Origin of the sequence: Treponema maltophilum ATCC 51939 (genome assembly GCF_000413055.1) — a bacterium.
Taxonomy (GTDB): domain Bacteria; phylum Spirochaetota; class Spirochaetia; order Treponematales; family Treponemataceae; genus Treponema_C; species Treponema_C maltophilum.
In genome coordinates, this window is the sequence record NZ_KE332518.1 from 1,463,827 (window position 1) to 1,478,909 (window position 15,083).

Annotated in this window: 14 protein-coding genes; 1 reads left to right on the forward strand and 13 read right to left on the reverse strand. The window is 49.3% G+C overall.

Annotation, left to right across the window (positions count from 1 at the left end; translation table 11 throughout):
* Positions 1-5: 5 nt before the first annotated feature.
* The 8 genes from HMPREF9194_RS06665 to cas2 form a co-directional block, all read right to left on the reverse strand.
* The gene (locus tag HMPREF9194_RS06665) at positions 6-1,325 is read right to left on the reverse strand and encodes an ABC transporter permease (RefSeq protein WP_016525613.1); all 1,320 of its coding nucleotides are present in this window, start codon (positions 1,323-1,325) and stop codon (positions 6-8) included.
* Positions 1,315-2,010: an ABC transporter ATP-binding protein gene (locus tag HMPREF9194_RS06670; protein WP_016525614.1), complete on the reverse strand. Its 696-nt coding sequence runs from the start codon at positions 2,008-2,010 to the stop codon at positions 1,315-1,317. The genes HMPREF9194_RS06665 and HMPREF9194_RS06670 overlap by 11 nt, the downstream gene beginning before the upstream one ends.
* Positions 2,003-3,292: an ABC transporter permease gene (locus HMPREF9194_RS06675; RefSeq protein ID WP_016525615.1), complete on the reverse strand. Its 1,290-nt coding sequence runs from the start codon at positions 3,290-3,292 to the stop codon at positions 2,003-2,005. The genes HMPREF9194_RS06670 and HMPREF9194_RS06675 overlap by 8 nt, the downstream gene beginning before the upstream one ends.
* Entirely contained in the window at positions 3,289-4,215 is a 927-nt protein-coding gene (locus HMPREF9194_RS06680) for a hypothetical protein (RefSeq protein ID WP_040846237.1), read from the reverse strand. The genes HMPREF9194_RS06675 and HMPREF9194_RS06680 overlap by 4 nt, the downstream gene beginning before the upstream one ends.
* A gap of 1 nt (position 4,216) precedes the next feature.
* Positions 4,217-5,089, reverse strand: coding sequence for a signal recognition particle-docking protein FtsY (gene ftsY, locus HMPREF9194_RS06685; RefSeq protein WP_016525617.1), 873 nt, complete (start codon positions 5,087-5,089; stop codon positions 4,217-4,219).
* A gap of 8 nt (positions 5,090-5,097) precedes the next feature.
* A complete protein-coding gene (locus HMPREF9194_RS06690) occupies positions 5,098-6,645 on the reverse strand; it encodes a hypothetical protein (RefSeq protein WP_016525618.1) in 1,548 nt (515 codons plus the stop codon).
* Positions 6,642-7,770 (reverse strand): peptide chain release factor 2 gene (prfB, locus tag HMPREF9194_RS06695; protein ID WP_156828006.1). Its coding sequence is split into 2 segments (ribosomal slippage): positions 6,642-7,700 and positions 7,702-7,770, totalling 1,128 coding nucleotides; the frame shifts between segments, so codons are not numbered across the junction. Before prfB ends, HMPREF9194_RS06690 begins: the two co-directional genes overlap by 4 nt.
* Positions 7,771-7,794: 24 nt before the next feature.
* Positions 7,795-8,106, reverse strand: coding sequence for a CRISPR-associated endonuclease Cas2 (gene cas2 / locus HMPREF9194_RS06700; RefSeq protein ID WP_016525620.1), 312 nt, complete (start codon positions 8,104-8,106; stop codon positions 7,795-7,797).
* Positions 8,107-8,169: 63 nt separating this feature from the next.
* Between cas2 and HMPREF9194_RS06705 the strand changes: the two genes are divergently transcribed.
* Complete coding sequence (locus tag HMPREF9194_RS06705; RefSeq protein ID WP_016525621.1) at positions 8,170-9,081, forward strand: tetratricopeptide repeat protein; 912 nt, start codon at positions 8,170-8,172, stop codon at positions 9,079-9,081.
* Here HMPREF9194_RS06705 and HMPREF9194_RS06710 read toward each other — a convergent pair.
* From HMPREF9194_RS06710 to HMPREF9194_RS06730, 5 genes are read right to left on the reverse strand one after another with little or no spacing between them, the layout of a single operon-like run.
* Entirely contained in the window at positions 9,066-11,084 is a 2,019-nt protein-coding gene (locus HMPREF9194_RS06710; RefSeq protein ID WP_016525622.1) for a tetratricopeptide repeat protein, read from the reverse strand. The genes HMPREF9194_RS06705 and HMPREF9194_RS06710 overlap by 16 nt on opposite strands.
* Positions 11,081-11,896 (reverse strand): hemolysin family protein, encoded by an 816-nt coding sequence (locus tag HMPREF9194_RS06715; protein ID WP_016525623.1) that lies wholly within the window; start codon positions 11,894-11,896, stop codon positions 11,081-11,083. The genes HMPREF9194_RS06710 and HMPREF9194_RS06715 overlap by 4 nt, the downstream gene beginning before the upstream one ends.
* Position 11,897: 1 nt before the next feature.
* Positions 11,898-12,377 (reverse strand): rRNA maturation RNase YbeY, encoded by a 480-nt coding sequence (gene ybeY / locus HMPREF9194_RS06720; RefSeq protein ID WP_016525624.1) that lies wholly within the window; start codon positions 12,375-12,377, stop codon positions 11,898-11,900.
* The gene (locus HMPREF9194_RS06725; protein ID WP_016525625.1) at positions 12,367-14,121 is read right to left on the reverse strand and encodes an HD family phosphohydrolase; all 1,755 of its coding nucleotides are present in this window, start codon (positions 14,119-14,121) and stop codon (positions 12,367-12,369) included. Before HMPREF9194_RS06725 ends, ybeY begins: the two co-directional genes overlap by 11 nt.
* Complete coding sequence (locus HMPREF9194_RS06730) at positions 14,105-15,079, reverse strand: PhoH family protein (protein ID WP_016525626.1); 975 nt, start codon at positions 15,077-15,079, stop codon at positions 14,105-14,107. Before HMPREF9194_RS06730 ends, HMPREF9194_RS06725 begins: the two co-directional genes overlap by 17 nt.
* Between the last annotated feature and the right edge of the window lie 4 nt (positions 15,080-15,083).

A 15,083-nucleotide genomic window follows, 5' to 3' on the forward strand; every position in this document is an offset into this window, starting at 1 on the left:
TTTTCTCAGATTTTTCTGAGAATATGCAGGGGTTTTTCCTTACCCGCACGGACGGCCGGAAAAACGGAAACCAGTGCAGACAAACAAAGCGTTTGCCCCGCAATAAAAAAAATCTTCCAAAACGGAATATGCACCGGTATCGTTTGCAAGTAGTATTCGGGATTCAAAAAACTGACCGACGCATGCGCCGAACCCTCGCTTATAAGATACCACAAATTTAAAATAAGGTTAACCGCATGTTCCATAAATCGGATAATTTCGTTGCAGTTTACGGCGCAGACAAGGCCCAGAGGAAGCCCGAGACAAAGGCCCGCCGCGCCGCAAAGCATGCCGGTTACCAAAAAAGCCGCGCCTATCCCGGCGGAATCCGCGCCGATACTCTTTAGTATGGCGATTTCTTTTTTGCGTTCCATTGCGACCATAATAAGGGCCGAAGAAATATTAACCGACGCGATGAGCAGGATTAAAAACATAATAAGCATTAAAAGCATTTTGGTCGACGCGTAGTTTTCATATTGCGCGGTGTTTACGTCGCTCCAGCGGCGCACCTCAAATCCTGCGGGCAGCAGAGAATCGACCGCGCGGTACAAAACGTTCAATTTATCCGAAAACGGAAAGTCCGTTTCTATTCCGATTCCGGTTTCCGATGAACTTTCGGGTAAAAAATTAAAACCCGTTTCAAGCGGTAAAAATACCCACAGCGCATCTATTTCTTCGTAGCCGGAAGATACGATGCCCGCAACCTTGCACGAAAGTATTTTCGGCCGCACGCGCGAAAGAGAAGCGTCCGCCGCAATAAGACGGATGTTGTCGCCGACTTGTACGCCGAGCTTTTCGGCGATGCCCTTTCCGATAACGGCGCTTTTGGAATCGGGGAAGGCGGCGTCGCCTGCAAGCACTTCGATATAGGTTTTAAAGGCGCCGTTGTTTTTAAAAATATCGCCGTCAACGGCGCGTATTGCGGCTCCGGTGCGGTTTTGTTTTCCCGCAGCCAACGCAATTCCCTGTTTTTCAATAAAGGCTTTGCCGCCGGCATCTTTTTCAATTTTGTGCGCCAATTCTTCAAGGTACCCGATTCGGCTTTCGCCATCCGGTGAAAAATCGGCCGGACACAAAACCCGCAGATGATAGCTGGAAAGTCCTATCATGCGATCGGTAATGCCTTCTATCATGCCGTCGGCTACGACCATAACGACGATGAGCGGCACTAAGCTGAGCGCAATACCGAACACCGCCCCGAAAAGGCTTTTGCGTCCGTTCGAAACGCTGTGTATGTTCGGTTTTATAATACGGAGCGCATATAAAAGCGAAGATTTAAAGGTCATATACGAGCCTGCCCTGTTTTATGCGCAGACATTGATCCGCGCCGGAAGTTAAAGACAGATCGTGGGTTGCCATGATGAGCGTTTTGCCGTATTTTTCGACCACCGAAAAAAGCAGTTTGCCCACCAAATGCGCGTTTTCCGGATCCAAATTTCCGGTCGGCTCGTCGGCCAAAATAAGCTCGGGATCTGCGATAAGAGAGCGTGCGACGGCGGCCCGCTGACGTTCGCCGCCCGAAAGCTCCGAGGGCAGATGGTGCATGCGTTTTTCCAAGCCGACGTCGCACAAAAGCCGTTCGGCGCGAAGCCGCGCTTCTTTTTTCGGAACGCCTTTCATGTAGAGCGGCAAAAAGACGTTTTCCAAAGCCGTAAAATCTTTTAAAAGATAATGAAACTGAAATATCAATCCCAAAAAGTCGGCGCGGTAAAGCGCCGCGTTTTCTTCATCCAAAGACGTAACTTCGTAGGGACCGACTTGCACTTTTCCGCCCGATGCGTTGTCCAAGGCGCCGATAATATTGAGCAGGGTGCTTTTGCCGCTCCCGCTTTCGCCCAAGATAACGGTTTTGCTTCCGCGTTTTAAATTCACGTTTACATCGGAAAAAACGGTCAGTTTTTCGCCCGCCCCGCTGTATATTTTGGTAAGATTTTCGATCCGTATGAGGTTGTTTTCGGCCGTATCATTCATAACGCAGCACCTCCGCTATTGAAAGTTTTAATATGTTTTTGCTCGCGAAGTACGAAGCGCTTAAGGCGGACAAAATGCCGAAGATTGTTATGAGTGCGGTTTCGCCGAAAAACATGCGCGCAGGGATTTGCGCGTAAAACATAAACATCGGGTTTTCGCTTACGTACATCAAAGCGGCGGGATTGAACAGCAGCGTAAAAAAATACTGAACGTAATACACCGTTTTTGAAATAATCAAAAAAACGGCGTCCATGCGCACGCTTATAAGCATGCCAAAAAGCAATCCGGGAATCGCGCCGCTCAAGCCGATAAGAAGCCCCTGCATAAGGAAGACGGTTTGAATAAAAAACGGCGGAGAGCCGAGGGCCGAAAGCACGGCGATTTCTTCGCGGCGCTCGAAAATCATGCGGCGCATACCGTTAAAAATATTGACGCCGACAACGATAAAGATGATAAAAACCAGCAGCATAAGCACGTTTTTTTCGACTTTTAAAGCGCCGAAAAACGATTTATTGTACGTGCGCCACGATTCGACCGGCACCGATGTTTTATCTTCGAGATATTTTAAAACGCGGCCGTCCTGCGAGGTTTTATACAGCTTAATACCGTATACGGTCGGCGCGGATTGTCCGAGCAGTTTTTTCCCCGTATCGAGCGAAAAAAACATAAAGCTTTCGTTAATTTCCGCGTGTTCGCACGAAAAAATTCCGGCTACCGTAAACACGCGATCGGCGGACAAAAGGTCGACGTCGGAAGAGCCGGACATCGCCAAAAGATTTACCGTATCACCCGGATGCACGCGTAAAGCGCGCGCGAGCGTGATGCCTAAAACCGCCTGATTATCGGAGAGGTCGAAGCGGCCTTCGTACATCGTAATTTCCTTTCTGAAACCTTCGTCCGTTTTACGGATATCTTCAGGCACAAAGCGGATAAAGGCCGCCGCCTGCCGCCCGTTTTTGCCGACGCTTAAAGCCTGCGCTTCCATAAAAGGTATAAAAGTGCGTACAAGCGGATTTTTTTGCAGTTCGCTTTCGAGCACAATTTGCTGCTCCGCGTTTTGAGGGTAAGCGCGCAAATGAAAGGATTGTATTTCCAAAATACTTTCGATTTTCCCCGTTTGAAAACCGTTCATCACGGCGATAACGACAATCAGGGTCATAACGCCGAACGCGATTCCCAAAGAAGAAAGAATGGCGGCTGCGGCGTTGCGTCCGCCCGTATCGACGCGCGCAAAACGGCGCGAAATAAACAAAATCCACGCGGCTTTATTCGTCGTTTTCACAGCGCACGCTCCCGTTTTTTTACGCCGTTTTCGTACACGATTTCGGCGCTGCGATTTTCGTTTTTATAGACGGTAACGATGCGCACATTGCCGGGGAAAAAGAGCGTTTCTTCCCAATCTTTTGCATCCGTATATATTTTTTGTTTTATGCGCTCGCCGTTTACCGAATAGAAAACGTCGGCTTTGTCGCCGCCTTTGCGGTACCGATATTCGGTTTTTTCGCTGCGCGCTTTATTTTTTCCCGGCGATGCTTCCGGCTCATAGGCGATTTGGTATTCGGTCATTCTGAATTGATCGTCGTAGGAAGCCGTTTCGCGGTACAAAAGTTTTTCTTTTTTTGCATCGGAACTTTTTGCCGTGCTCACCGGCGATCCGGCGGCGGTTTTTAAAGCAGCGGCATTTTTTCCATCGGCGGCGGTCCTTTCGGGAGCGGCCGCATAGGTTTCTTTTTTCAGCCACAGTCCTTTTTCGCCGTAAAATTCGTACACGGTTTGCAGGTTTTCTTCGTCGCGCGTTACGGAACGCTCGGGAAAAGGAGAATCACCCTTATAAAAATAATCGGTTTGCATAACCGGAGAAGAAGACGAAGGCTTCCACACCGTCGTTTGTACGAGCCGGTAAGACGAATCGAGTTTTTTTTGCACGAGCTTATCGTCCGAACAGCGAAGCGAAGATGAAGCGCGATTATCTAAAAGCAGGCGCTCCGAACCGTCAAAATAGCGGCGAAGCGATCCGTCGGGGAAAAGAGCGGCGCCTTCGTTAATCGGCACACGGCCGTCTTGAAAAAACACGGAAGCATTTCCCGCTTGGGCGCTTTTGTTCCGTGCCGTCTCGGACAATTCGCCTTTCATCCGCTCTTGCGCAAAAAGGGCGCAAAAGAAAAAACACAGCACACAGAAAAAAAAACACGAAAAAACTTTCACCTTAATCGCCTAAAAAGTTGCGCGCATACCGCTGCGGCTCAAAGGGCAGTATGTCGGCATACGCCTCTCCCGAACCGATAAAGACTATCGGAAGGCCCAGTTCCAAGCCCAGTGAAAAGGCCGTTCCGCCTTTTGCGGACGAATCGCATTTGCTTAAAAAAACGGCGTCTATTCCGACCGCTTCGTGGAACACTTCGGCTTGGCGCAGCGCGTTTTGGCCGGTTGTGCCGTCGAGCACGAGAATTTTTTTATACGCACCGCTTGCGGCCTTTGCGGCGGCAACACGGTCGATTTTTTGCAGTTCATGCACGAGGTTTTCTTTATTGTGAAGGCGCCCGGCAGTGTCGGCAATGACCAAGCCGCCGCCTTTTGCGGCAACGGCGTCGGCCGCATCGAAGACAACGGCAGAAGGATCGCTTCCGTGCCGGTGCGCCACAACGCGCACGCCGAGCTTTTCGCCGTGAAGACACAGCTGCTCTATAGCGGCCGCGCGGAAGGTATCCGCCGCAGCCATAACGATGTTCGGGAAACCCCGATTTTTATAAAAAGCGGCCATTTTGGCAGCCGATGTGGTTTTGCCCGCGCCGTTGACGCCGAGCACCAAATAGATATTGACGGTATTCGGATCGGGCACAAGTTCGATCGACTTTGCAGCTCCTTCCAGCATTGAACACAGCTCTTTTCGCACGGCCTCCGGTTCGGTAAGCTTCAGCGCTTTGCAGCGTTTTTGCAGTTCGTCGGTTAAGCGGTAAGCCGTCTTTGCGCCCATATCGCCTTCAACGAGGGTGTCGGTTAAATCGTCAAAAAATTCTTCATCCATTCCGCTTTTGGCGGAAAACAAATTCTTTATTTTTAAAACAAACTGCGACGCCATAAAAAATCCTAACGGGGTTTGTCGGCCTTTATGCGCTCCGGCAGCAATGAATTGACCGAATGCAAATAAAGTCCCAACTGAACCAAAAAATTAATACCCAAGCCGATTGAAACGCCCGACGCCGCATAGGCGGCAATTTGCCAATTTTGCAGATCGTCGCCTCCGTTTCTGCCCAAAACGCGGGAATTATATTCGTCGACCTGTTTACCCACCAAGATAAAAGCGGCCGGCAGCGATAAAATCAATGCGGCGTACGAATTGTACATTATTCGGCGTTTTTTTTCAATGGAAGAGGCAAGCGAGGCGCCCGGCGGCGGAAGCGTATACTCGGCAATATATTCGCCGGGTTTTTCCGACAAAACGCCTTTTTTGCGAGATCCGCGTTCAAGAATAAAGCGCCTGACCGTATCGCCTTCGACCGCTTCGGCCAAAACGGGAAAACCGTTTACGGTAAACGTATGCTCTTTGCTTTCGTACGGCACGGCCGCAAGACCGTTAAAAAAAAGCGTATACGGCCCGCCCGCTTTCGGCACAACCCGTATCGGCGTTTCGTTCCGCTTTTGAAAACGCACGCGCACGTAAAAATCGCTTTTGCCCGAAAAATCGTAGACAAAAGAAGCCGCTTCAAAGCCCTCGGCTTCGGCATACAGTTCGTGAATGCCGTCCGCAATAAGAACCGACGAAAGAGAATGCAAAAGCCGCCCGTCAAGCCGTACGGACGCTTTTTGCGCGGCGTCCGCAGGCTGAATGTCGAAGGTAAGTCGCGCTTCTTTGCCGTTGCGCAGCGCAACGATGATTTTTTCGGCAAAGCGCTGCGAAAACGCTTCAAGATTATCCATACGGTCGGTTTCGCTCAAATGCAAAACTTCAACCGAGCCCGGATACAGCGTAAGCATTACCTGCACTTGCATATAGTCGCCGAGCCTTCGTATGCTGCCGGTAATAAGACCGCGGATGTCCTTAGGTTCTTCAAGCGTTTCCCGAAACGGCGCAGCGGTTTTTAAAGGCGGGTACGCTTCGGTGCTTGTTTTTTTCCACAGCACGATGTGCTCTTTTACCGGGGAAAAATCGGAAGGCGAAAGCGACGTTTCTTTTTCGGTAATTTTTTCCGCATCGGCCTTTAATAAGCGGATTGTTTTTTCCCGTGCGACGATTTCGCGCGAAAGTTTTTTTTCGTCCGCTTCGGATACGACAAGTTTATCGCGCTCGGCGGTTTTTTGCCCGATATCCGCGTATAAGGCGCGCCTTTGTTCGTTCAGTTTTTTCTTTTCGCGCCGGCACAGCTCTTCGGCGGGAACCGTACGCATGCCCGCATCGAGCGTTTTTTCCAAAATCAATTGGGGAAGAAGAGAAGCCGCCTTGTAAGCGTGATCCGAAGCGGCGTTTTCAAAATTCGAAGAAGCTTCGTCTACGGTAAAAGCGCAGGCGGCAAGCGTCCACTCGGCAAAAACTTCCCGCCCGTCGCTTTGCGGCGAACTTTGCGCATTCAATAAATGCGCATGCAATAAAACGAATGCGAGCATCGGCGCAAAAGTAAGCACCGTCGGCTTATTCACTGCGCGTCTTCTCCGTCGTCAAGCGGCAAGCCCTTCCACTTTGCCGCCAAATACGATTCGATAAACTGATCTATGTCGCCGTCCATAACGGCTTGAATGTTGCCCGTTTCGTGGCGGGTGCGCAAATCTTTTACCATCGTGTACGGCTGGAATACATACGAACGGATTTGGCTGCCCCACGCTATATCTTTTTTTTCCTGAGCGAACTTTGCGTTTTCTTTTTCTTTTTCCTGCCGGTAGTGCTCGTACAAACGGGCTTTGAGCATATTCATTGCGGTTGCGCGGTTCATTGTTTGACTGCGCTCGGTTTGGCACGAAACGACAATTCCCGTGGGAATGTGCGTAAAGCGGACCGCCGAATCGGTTTTGTTGACGTGCTGGCCCCCGGCGCCGCCTGAACGGTAGGTATCCACGCGCAAATCTTCGGGGCGCACTTCGACTTCAATGCTGTCGTCGAGAACGGGAAACACGTATACCGACGAAAAAGACGTATGGCGGCGCGCGTTCGAATCGAAGGGGCTTATGCGTACCAAACGGTGCACGCCTGCTTCCGATTTCAAATAGCCGTATACGTAATCGCCGTTGATTTGCAGCGTAACGGATTTTAAGCCGCCTTCGGCTTCGAGGCGGTCGAGAGTTTCGACCTTATAGCCGCGCCGTTCGGCCCAGCGGATATACATGCGGCACAGCATTTGCGCCCAATCGCATGCTTCGGTTCCGCCCGCCCCCGCATGAATGCTTAAAAAGGCGTTGTTTTTATCGACTTCGTCCGACAGCAAATTCAATATGCTTTGTTTTTCAAAGCCGGCCTTTGTTTTATCGTATAAATCGCCGATTTCGCTTTCCAAACTCGCATCGCCCGATTCTTCGGCCAATTCGTATAAGGTTTCCAAATCTTCCGCGGCGCGCATCAAATCGCGCCAGGGCGTAATTTTATTTTTAAGCATTTTTATTTCGGACACGATTTTTTCGGCTTTTGCGGGATCGTTCCAAAAATCGCTTTGCGCGGTGAGCTCTTCCTTTGCCGCGATACGCTTTTCTACGGCTTCGGGGTCAAAGACGCCCCCAAACGTCGAGGATGTCTTTTTTTAACTCGGCAACGGGAATTTTAAAATCTTCAATCATATTACTCTCCAATAAGTTTTCAAATTATTTTGAAAAAGATTCGTTCCGAGGTATTTCGTCGGCAGGAGGTCGCAGCAGACAGCGCCGCCACTTTTTTTTGCTCAATTCGGTAATCGCCATAAAACCCTTTACCGGATATTGATACATGCGCACCCTGTCGTAATAATCGGTTACCCTGTCCACGTCTTTTTTAAGCGAATGCAGACGTTTTTCGGATACGGCCGTATGTTCCCAGCACGCGCGCTGTATGCGCGTAAAACCGTATTGAGAAAGAAGCAATGCAAGAGAGCGCGAAGAATCGACGCCGCCCGGATCCAAAATGACGGAAACGAACATGAATACAGCATAATTGAAAGTTCGCATCTTGTCAAACAGTAATTTTTAAAGCATTATATAGGTATGAAAAGAACGGTTCTTTTAAGCATTGCCGTGTTGAGCGTTTTGACTGTCTTCGCGCAGGATGCCCGCCCCGTCGTTACCGATATACAAACGGCGCTCGCTGAAAACGGTGCAATCCTTGTAAGCTGGAAACTCGGCGAAAAAGTTCGAAAAGAAATAAAAGAATTGCTCCTCTACCGCAGTACCAGTTCCCGAATCGATTCGCTCGATGCGGAAAACATAGCGGTACTTTCGCCCGAAGATCGCTCGTACGCCGATTTCAACATACAAAAAGGCACCGATTATTATTATGCCGTTCTTGCGCGCGACGAAAAAGGCGCAGTATACGATTTGCTTATTCCCGCAGCGAACACAACGATTTCTCCGATCGCGCTTCCCGCGGACGCAGCCGACACGGATAATCCGCAAACCCTTTTGAGCGAAGATGTGCCGCAAGCACCGCACAAAGAAACCGATGCGGCAGCGCGCAGCGGAATCAGAGAGCAGCCGCTTCCGACGCTCAGGCTTTTTTCGCAAACCGAAAGCGATCCGCTCGCCGAAAAAACGACGGACGATTTTTCCGCAGGCTTTGATGCGCCGCGCGATTTTACGCAAAAGCGGGCGGCCGACATTTTGCCTCAAGAAAAAACCGATGCCGAATCCACGGGCGACGATTACAGCCTATTTGCAATCGTAGACGCCTATGTTAAAACAAAAAACTGGAAGGCCGCCGAAAAAGAATTGATACAATTTTTACAAATAAACAGAACCGACGAAACGACCGCGCGCGCAAACTTTTATTTGGGACAATCGTATTATTTTAGCGGCAAATACCGCGAAGCGCTCAACTGCTTTCAAAACGCGCGCCGATTGTACCCCGTACAGTCCAAACGCTGGAGTACGCGGGTACTCGACGCTTACCGTATAGACTGAATAAGCTCGTACAGCACCGACTTTCTTTTTTCGACCGCGACGGGTGCGCTTTCCGCGCCTTTTTTCTTTACTTTTCGGTCTTCCGGCTGCGGCGGGGCTTCGATTTTTTGCAGCGGAATAAGTTCGTCGCCGACGGCGAGCAAATCGTAAAAACCTTTTTGTTTGAATTCGCCCTGCGAAATATCTTCGCCGACGCCGTTAAGCTTTACTTCTCCGACGGATTTTTTTTCGTCGTATTTTAAAGCGATTCCGTTTCCGGCAAGCTGCACATCGTCTTTTTTATAGACGGCAAACGTTTGTTCCGGTGCGGCGCCGTCTTTACTTCCGAAATCGATTAAAACGGTCGAACCTCTGCGGCGGATAATCTTCGCCTTTTGCGGCAAAACAGTGCACACGTCGTCGCGTATTTTTTGCATAGCCGAAGCAAGCCGGTCGTTTCCCGTCCGGTACACGTCGAACGAGGCAAGTTTGTTGCCGCTTGCAGACGAATACAAATCGAAATGCAGCGTTATATTCCGCTCACCTTCCGTTACGGAAAGCAGTGCAAAAAACTCGTACTTTTTTGAACGGGCGTCGCGGAAAGCCTGCGCATACGAATCCGTCGAAAAAGACGCATTCACAAGCGACACTGAAGAGTTTGAATTGAAAATATCCGAAAGCATGCCGGCACATACGGGAACGGCGTTTTGGTGGTGCAGCGAAAAAGGCTCGGTCATGCCGTACAAACCGATTGTCCAGCGCGTTTTATTCAGATAAAAAGGCTGCACGCCCCATTGGAGCGGCAGTGAATTCTGCAAAAGAGAGGTATAGGACTCGATTGTGTCGTTTGTAGCCGTATCTGATTTTCCCCTGTCTTTTAAAAACTGCAGCTGCGAAAGGTAGGATTCGGGGTACCCGTCATTCAGCAAAATGCGTGCCAAAGCAAGGCGCGCCGGAACATTCAGCGGGTCGATTCGCAGCGCCCGTTGATACTCGTACAAGGCCTGGGGCGCCATGAATTTTTCCATATGCGCTTGAGCTTTTTCAATGTGATACGAAGCCCACTTTTGGCGGCGCGAATCTTCTATTTGAGTCGCATCGAAGATTAAAAGTTCGAATGCGGCGCGCATTATTTCGTCTTCGGTGTCGATGTCCGAACCGGTTTGCCATGCGGCCAAGGCTTTTTCGTTTTGTCCGAGCGCCGAAGCGGCAAGGCCTTTTAAATACCACGCCGACACGGCCGAACGGTTTTTGGAAATGCGGTAATCGCAGATGTCGACGGTTTCCGCATAGCGCTTTTGCGCGAATAAAATATCGGCAAGCAGCTTATAGGCTTTATCGTAACCGTCGTCGAGAAGGACGGCCGTGCGCATGTAGGATTCGGCTTCGGAAAGTCTGTTTTCTTTTGCGGCCAAATAACCTGCAAAATAATACACTTCGGCGTTCGCACTGTACGTACGCAAAGCCTCGCGTATGTAAGTACGCGCCTTATCATGTTTTCCGTCGCGGTCGGCAAGCAGCGCCAAAGAAATAAGCGCTTTTTTATTTTGCGCCTGACGTTTAAGCGCATCCAGATAGTACTGTTCGGCGGTTAAAAATTTGCCGTCGAAAATATCCAACTGCGCAAGACCGAAACGCGCTTCCACATCGTTCGGGAATGCCGACAAGGTTTTGGAAAAAACGGCGCGCGCTTCGGTAAGTCTTTCCAAACCGATAAGAGCAAAGCCTTTTAAGTTCGGAACATCCGTTCGGTTTTTAATATATTTTGCAGCCGTGTCGCAGTATTGCACGGCCAAATCGTATTGTCCCAATTCGTACGAACATTCGCCGAGCGAAAACCACGCTTCGCCGTACGAAGGATTCAGCTTTAAAGCTTCCTGATACAATTCGACGGCGGCATACCAATCCCTTTTGTTTTGCCGCTCTTTTGCCTGATTGTAAAAATCGAGCGCGGAAGAAGCGCGCTGCGCGCTTAAAAAAAGCGCTGAAAGTACAAGCGCAATACAAATACACAGTTTTTTCATACCGGTGCTTCCTCGGCGTGTTTTACGATTTTTATTTGATTAACCCGATGGCCGTCCATATCCTGAACGATAAAATCGTAATTGTTCCACGACGCTTTTTCGTATTTTACGGGAATTTTACCGAAAAGGTCGAACACAAAACCGCCCAATGTATCGAATTCTTCATTCGGAAAAACCGAACCGATGCTTTCGTTCAAATCGTCCAAATTGATACGCGCATCGCACAGCCACACGTTTTCGCCCAGCTGCAAAATATCTTCGCATTCGTTGTCGAATTCATCCTGAATATCGCCGACGATTTCCTCGATAATATCTTCCATGCAGACAACGCCGGATATACCGCCGTATTCGTCGATCGCAATCGCTATATGAACGTGCCGCCTTTTAAACTCGCGCAGCAAAGAATCGATGCGCTTCGATTCGGGAACAAAAAAAGGCTTGCGAATAATTTTTTCCAAATCGACCGCTTCTTTTTTTGCGAACGCCATTATCAAGTCTTTTACGTACAATACGCCGACGACATTGTCGATTGAATCCGTGTACACGGGAAAACGCGAGTGTCCGCTTTCGGCTATTTTTTGCATCAATTCGTCTTCGGGAGTCGTAAGCGATAAAAAGTCCACATCGATACGCGGAATCATAACTTCTTTTACCGAGGTTTCGGCAAGCTCTTCGATACCGCGTATCATATCGCGTTTTTCTTCGTTCAGAAGTTCCTGCTGTTCCTGATCTTCGTTTGCGCCCTTATCGGTTTGATGCGAAATATCGGACGCGTCGTCCTTTTTTTTAAATAATCGTTCCAATAAAGCCATTTCAGTTTTCCTCAATAATGCTGAAGGAAGCAAAGTCCGCCAGCAGCCTTTCCTGCAAAGAAATCATGTCGCAGTACACGGCGTCTCCTATATGGTTTTCTCCGTGATCCATGCCCTCCAAATGCAGGATACCATGAATCAGCAGGCGTTTCAATTCTTCGTCGGGAGAAACCTTAAAATCGGCCGCGTTTTTAAAAAGAAAATCGACACTGACCGCTATATCGCCTGCAGCGTACCGACTGTTGCCGTCTTCGTCTTCGTACACGGTTCCCAGCTCAAAAGACAGGACGTCGGTTGCGCTGTCTTTTCCGCGGAAATCGCGGTTGAGCGCGCGTATTTTGTCGTCGGAACAAAAGAGCACGGACAATTCCCAATCGCCGTGATTGCGCTTTTCCAAAACGGCGCTTAAAAAATCCTCGGCGCGCGAAAGCCATGCGGGTTCTTCTATACCTTCAACCGAAACGAGCAGCTTACTTTTCATTTTTCTTGTCACTTTGTGCAGACTTACCGCTCGGTTTTTCGTTTTGCGTGCTCTTGTCGCTTTGTTTTTCGTTTTGTGCAGTCTTTTCGCTTTGTGCCGTTTTTTCGCCGCTGTCGGGATCTTTTTGGTTCGGGTATTCAATGCGGGAATGATAATAGCCTGCAAGAATGTTTACAAACGAACTGCGTATAGTATCCAAATCGGCAAAGGTAAGGTCGGCTTTATCGAGTTGGCCGTCTTCGTATTTTGCCGTAACAAGCTGCCGGATGAATTTCTCAAGGCGGGGAACCGACGGATTTTCGAGCGTGCGGCACGCAGCCTCGACTGTGTCGGCAAGCATAACGACGGCCGCTTCTTTTGAAGTCGGTGGGGTTCCCCAATACGAAAATTCTTCTTCGGAAACCGACGGGTCTTTTTTCTTCGCTTCGTTGTAAAAGTATGCGATAAGGCCGTTGCCGTGGTGCTGGGCGATGATGTCGATAACCGGCTGCGGAAAATGCATTTGGTGCGCCCGTTCGACCCCTTTTTTTACGTGGTTGCGGATTATCGACACGGAAAGGCGCGGATTTATGTCGTTGTGTTTATTGCCTTCTTTTTGGTTTTCGACAAAATATTCGGGTTGTTCGAGTTTTCCCGCATCGTGATAATACGCGCCGACGCGCGCCAAAAGTCCGTTTGCGCCGATCGCCGTACACGCGTTTTCCGCCAGAGTTGCAACGAGCATGGAATGGTTGTAAGTTCCGGGCGCCGCCAAAAGCATACGTTTCATAAGCGGATTGTTCAAATCGGACAAATCCATCAGGCGGAACACCGACGCCGTATTCAGCAAAAGTTCCAGAGGCGTCAATAAGGCGAGTGCCAAAATACCCGACAAAAATCCGTTAAAGGCGACGGCAAGTCCGTTCAGCGCAAAAACGCCTTTGTCGTAAATAATTTCGAGCGTAAATAAAAACACCCAGTTCAGCAAACTCAGCAGTACCGAAGCGAAAATCAAATTGATGCGCTTGTCCAATTTACGCACAATCCGCGCCGCCGACAATGACGAGCACAGTACAAAAAGCGCGGGAACGGTATTGAACGCCGCACCGTAGAGCACGGCAAAAAACAATAAAAACGAAAAATATACGGCAAGGCGCTCTTCGAACAGCATGGCGGTCAGCATAACGAACAGCGATGCCGGAATCACAAACGGGAGCGTAAACGGATCGGAAAACGAGGGAACCTTTCGTGCAAAGACGACCGCGGCGTATACGATTACGAACATGACGCCTAAAAAGACGGCTTCTTTAAGCTCAAGAGCGCGCTTTAAAAATGCGGGCGAAAACAAAAAAAACATAAGTGCGCTTAAAAGCATAAAATACAAAAAGGCGTTCCCCAAAGCGCGGCTGTCGATATAGCCGGGAGATTCGGCCATTTTTTTTAACTTATCGTAGCGCTCCTGCGTGATCGGAAAACCTTTTTTTATAACTTCTTCGCCCTTTTGCACTTCAACCGGATTCAATTCGGTCGGCGCGTAGGATTTTTTCGCCACGACGGTGCGGTCGGATATTTGATCGACTTGGTATTCGGAAAGCGAAAATGCAAAAAACGTTTCGGATGTCGCGACGTCGAAAAACGAAACCGCAATCAGCGAGCAAAATACCGCAAAGAATACAATCAAAAAAGAATAGTTCGTTTTTAAAAACAGCCTTACACGTGTGCCGATTTTTTCGCCGGAAGTTCCGGCATTATTCGTATTTTTCATAAGCTTGTATAATCTTTTTTACGAGCGCGTTGCGCACGACATCGGAGGCTTCGGTTTGAATAATGCGTATGCCGTCGATATTTTTCAGAATTTCGACCGCATGCACCAAACCCGATTGTGTGTGCTTCGGCAAATCTATTTGAGTTATATCGCCGGTAATAAAAACCTTCGATCCTTCGCCCATTCGCGTTAAAAACATTTTCATTTGCCGGCACGTCGTATTTTGCGCCTCGTCCAAAATGACGACCGCATCCGACAGCGTTCTGCCCCGCATATAGGCAAGCGGCGCGATTTCGATAACGCCCGCTTCAATGAATTTTCGCACCACGTCTTTTGAAATAAAAGATTCCATCGCATCGTACAGGGGCCGCAGGTACGGACTTATCTTTTGTTCCAAATCGCCGGGAAGATAGCCCAAACTTTCACCGGCTTCCACAACGGGACGAGTTAAAATAATTTTCGATTTTTTGCGCGATAAAAGCAAATTAAGCGCTTCGGCAACCATGATGTAGGTTTTGCCCGAACCGGCAGGTCCCAAACAAAACACCATATCGGCGCTGCGCATTGCGTTCACCAGTTCGGCCTGATTTTTGCTTTTCGGATATACGCGATGCACCGTGCCGGGAACCGAAATGCTCGTGCGCACAAAAAAATCGTGCATATCTCGGGCCGAAAGAGAAGAATCCGCCGAGTCCGCCGGAGATACGTTCAAAATGGAGTAAACCATTTGGTCGTCGGCTTCGTTTCCGTTCGCGACTTCATCGACAATGCGGTCGATAATATATTTAAAACGGCGGTGCACGTCCGGATCCGTTTCGGAAACCGACAATTCGTTGCCCCTCGTAAAAACGGGAACGCCCAAATGTTCTTCTATGAGTCGTAAATTGCAGTCGTTCGTGCCGCACAAGCGCGATAACACATCGGTGTCCGGAACGACAATCGTAAATGCAGATTCCACTGTA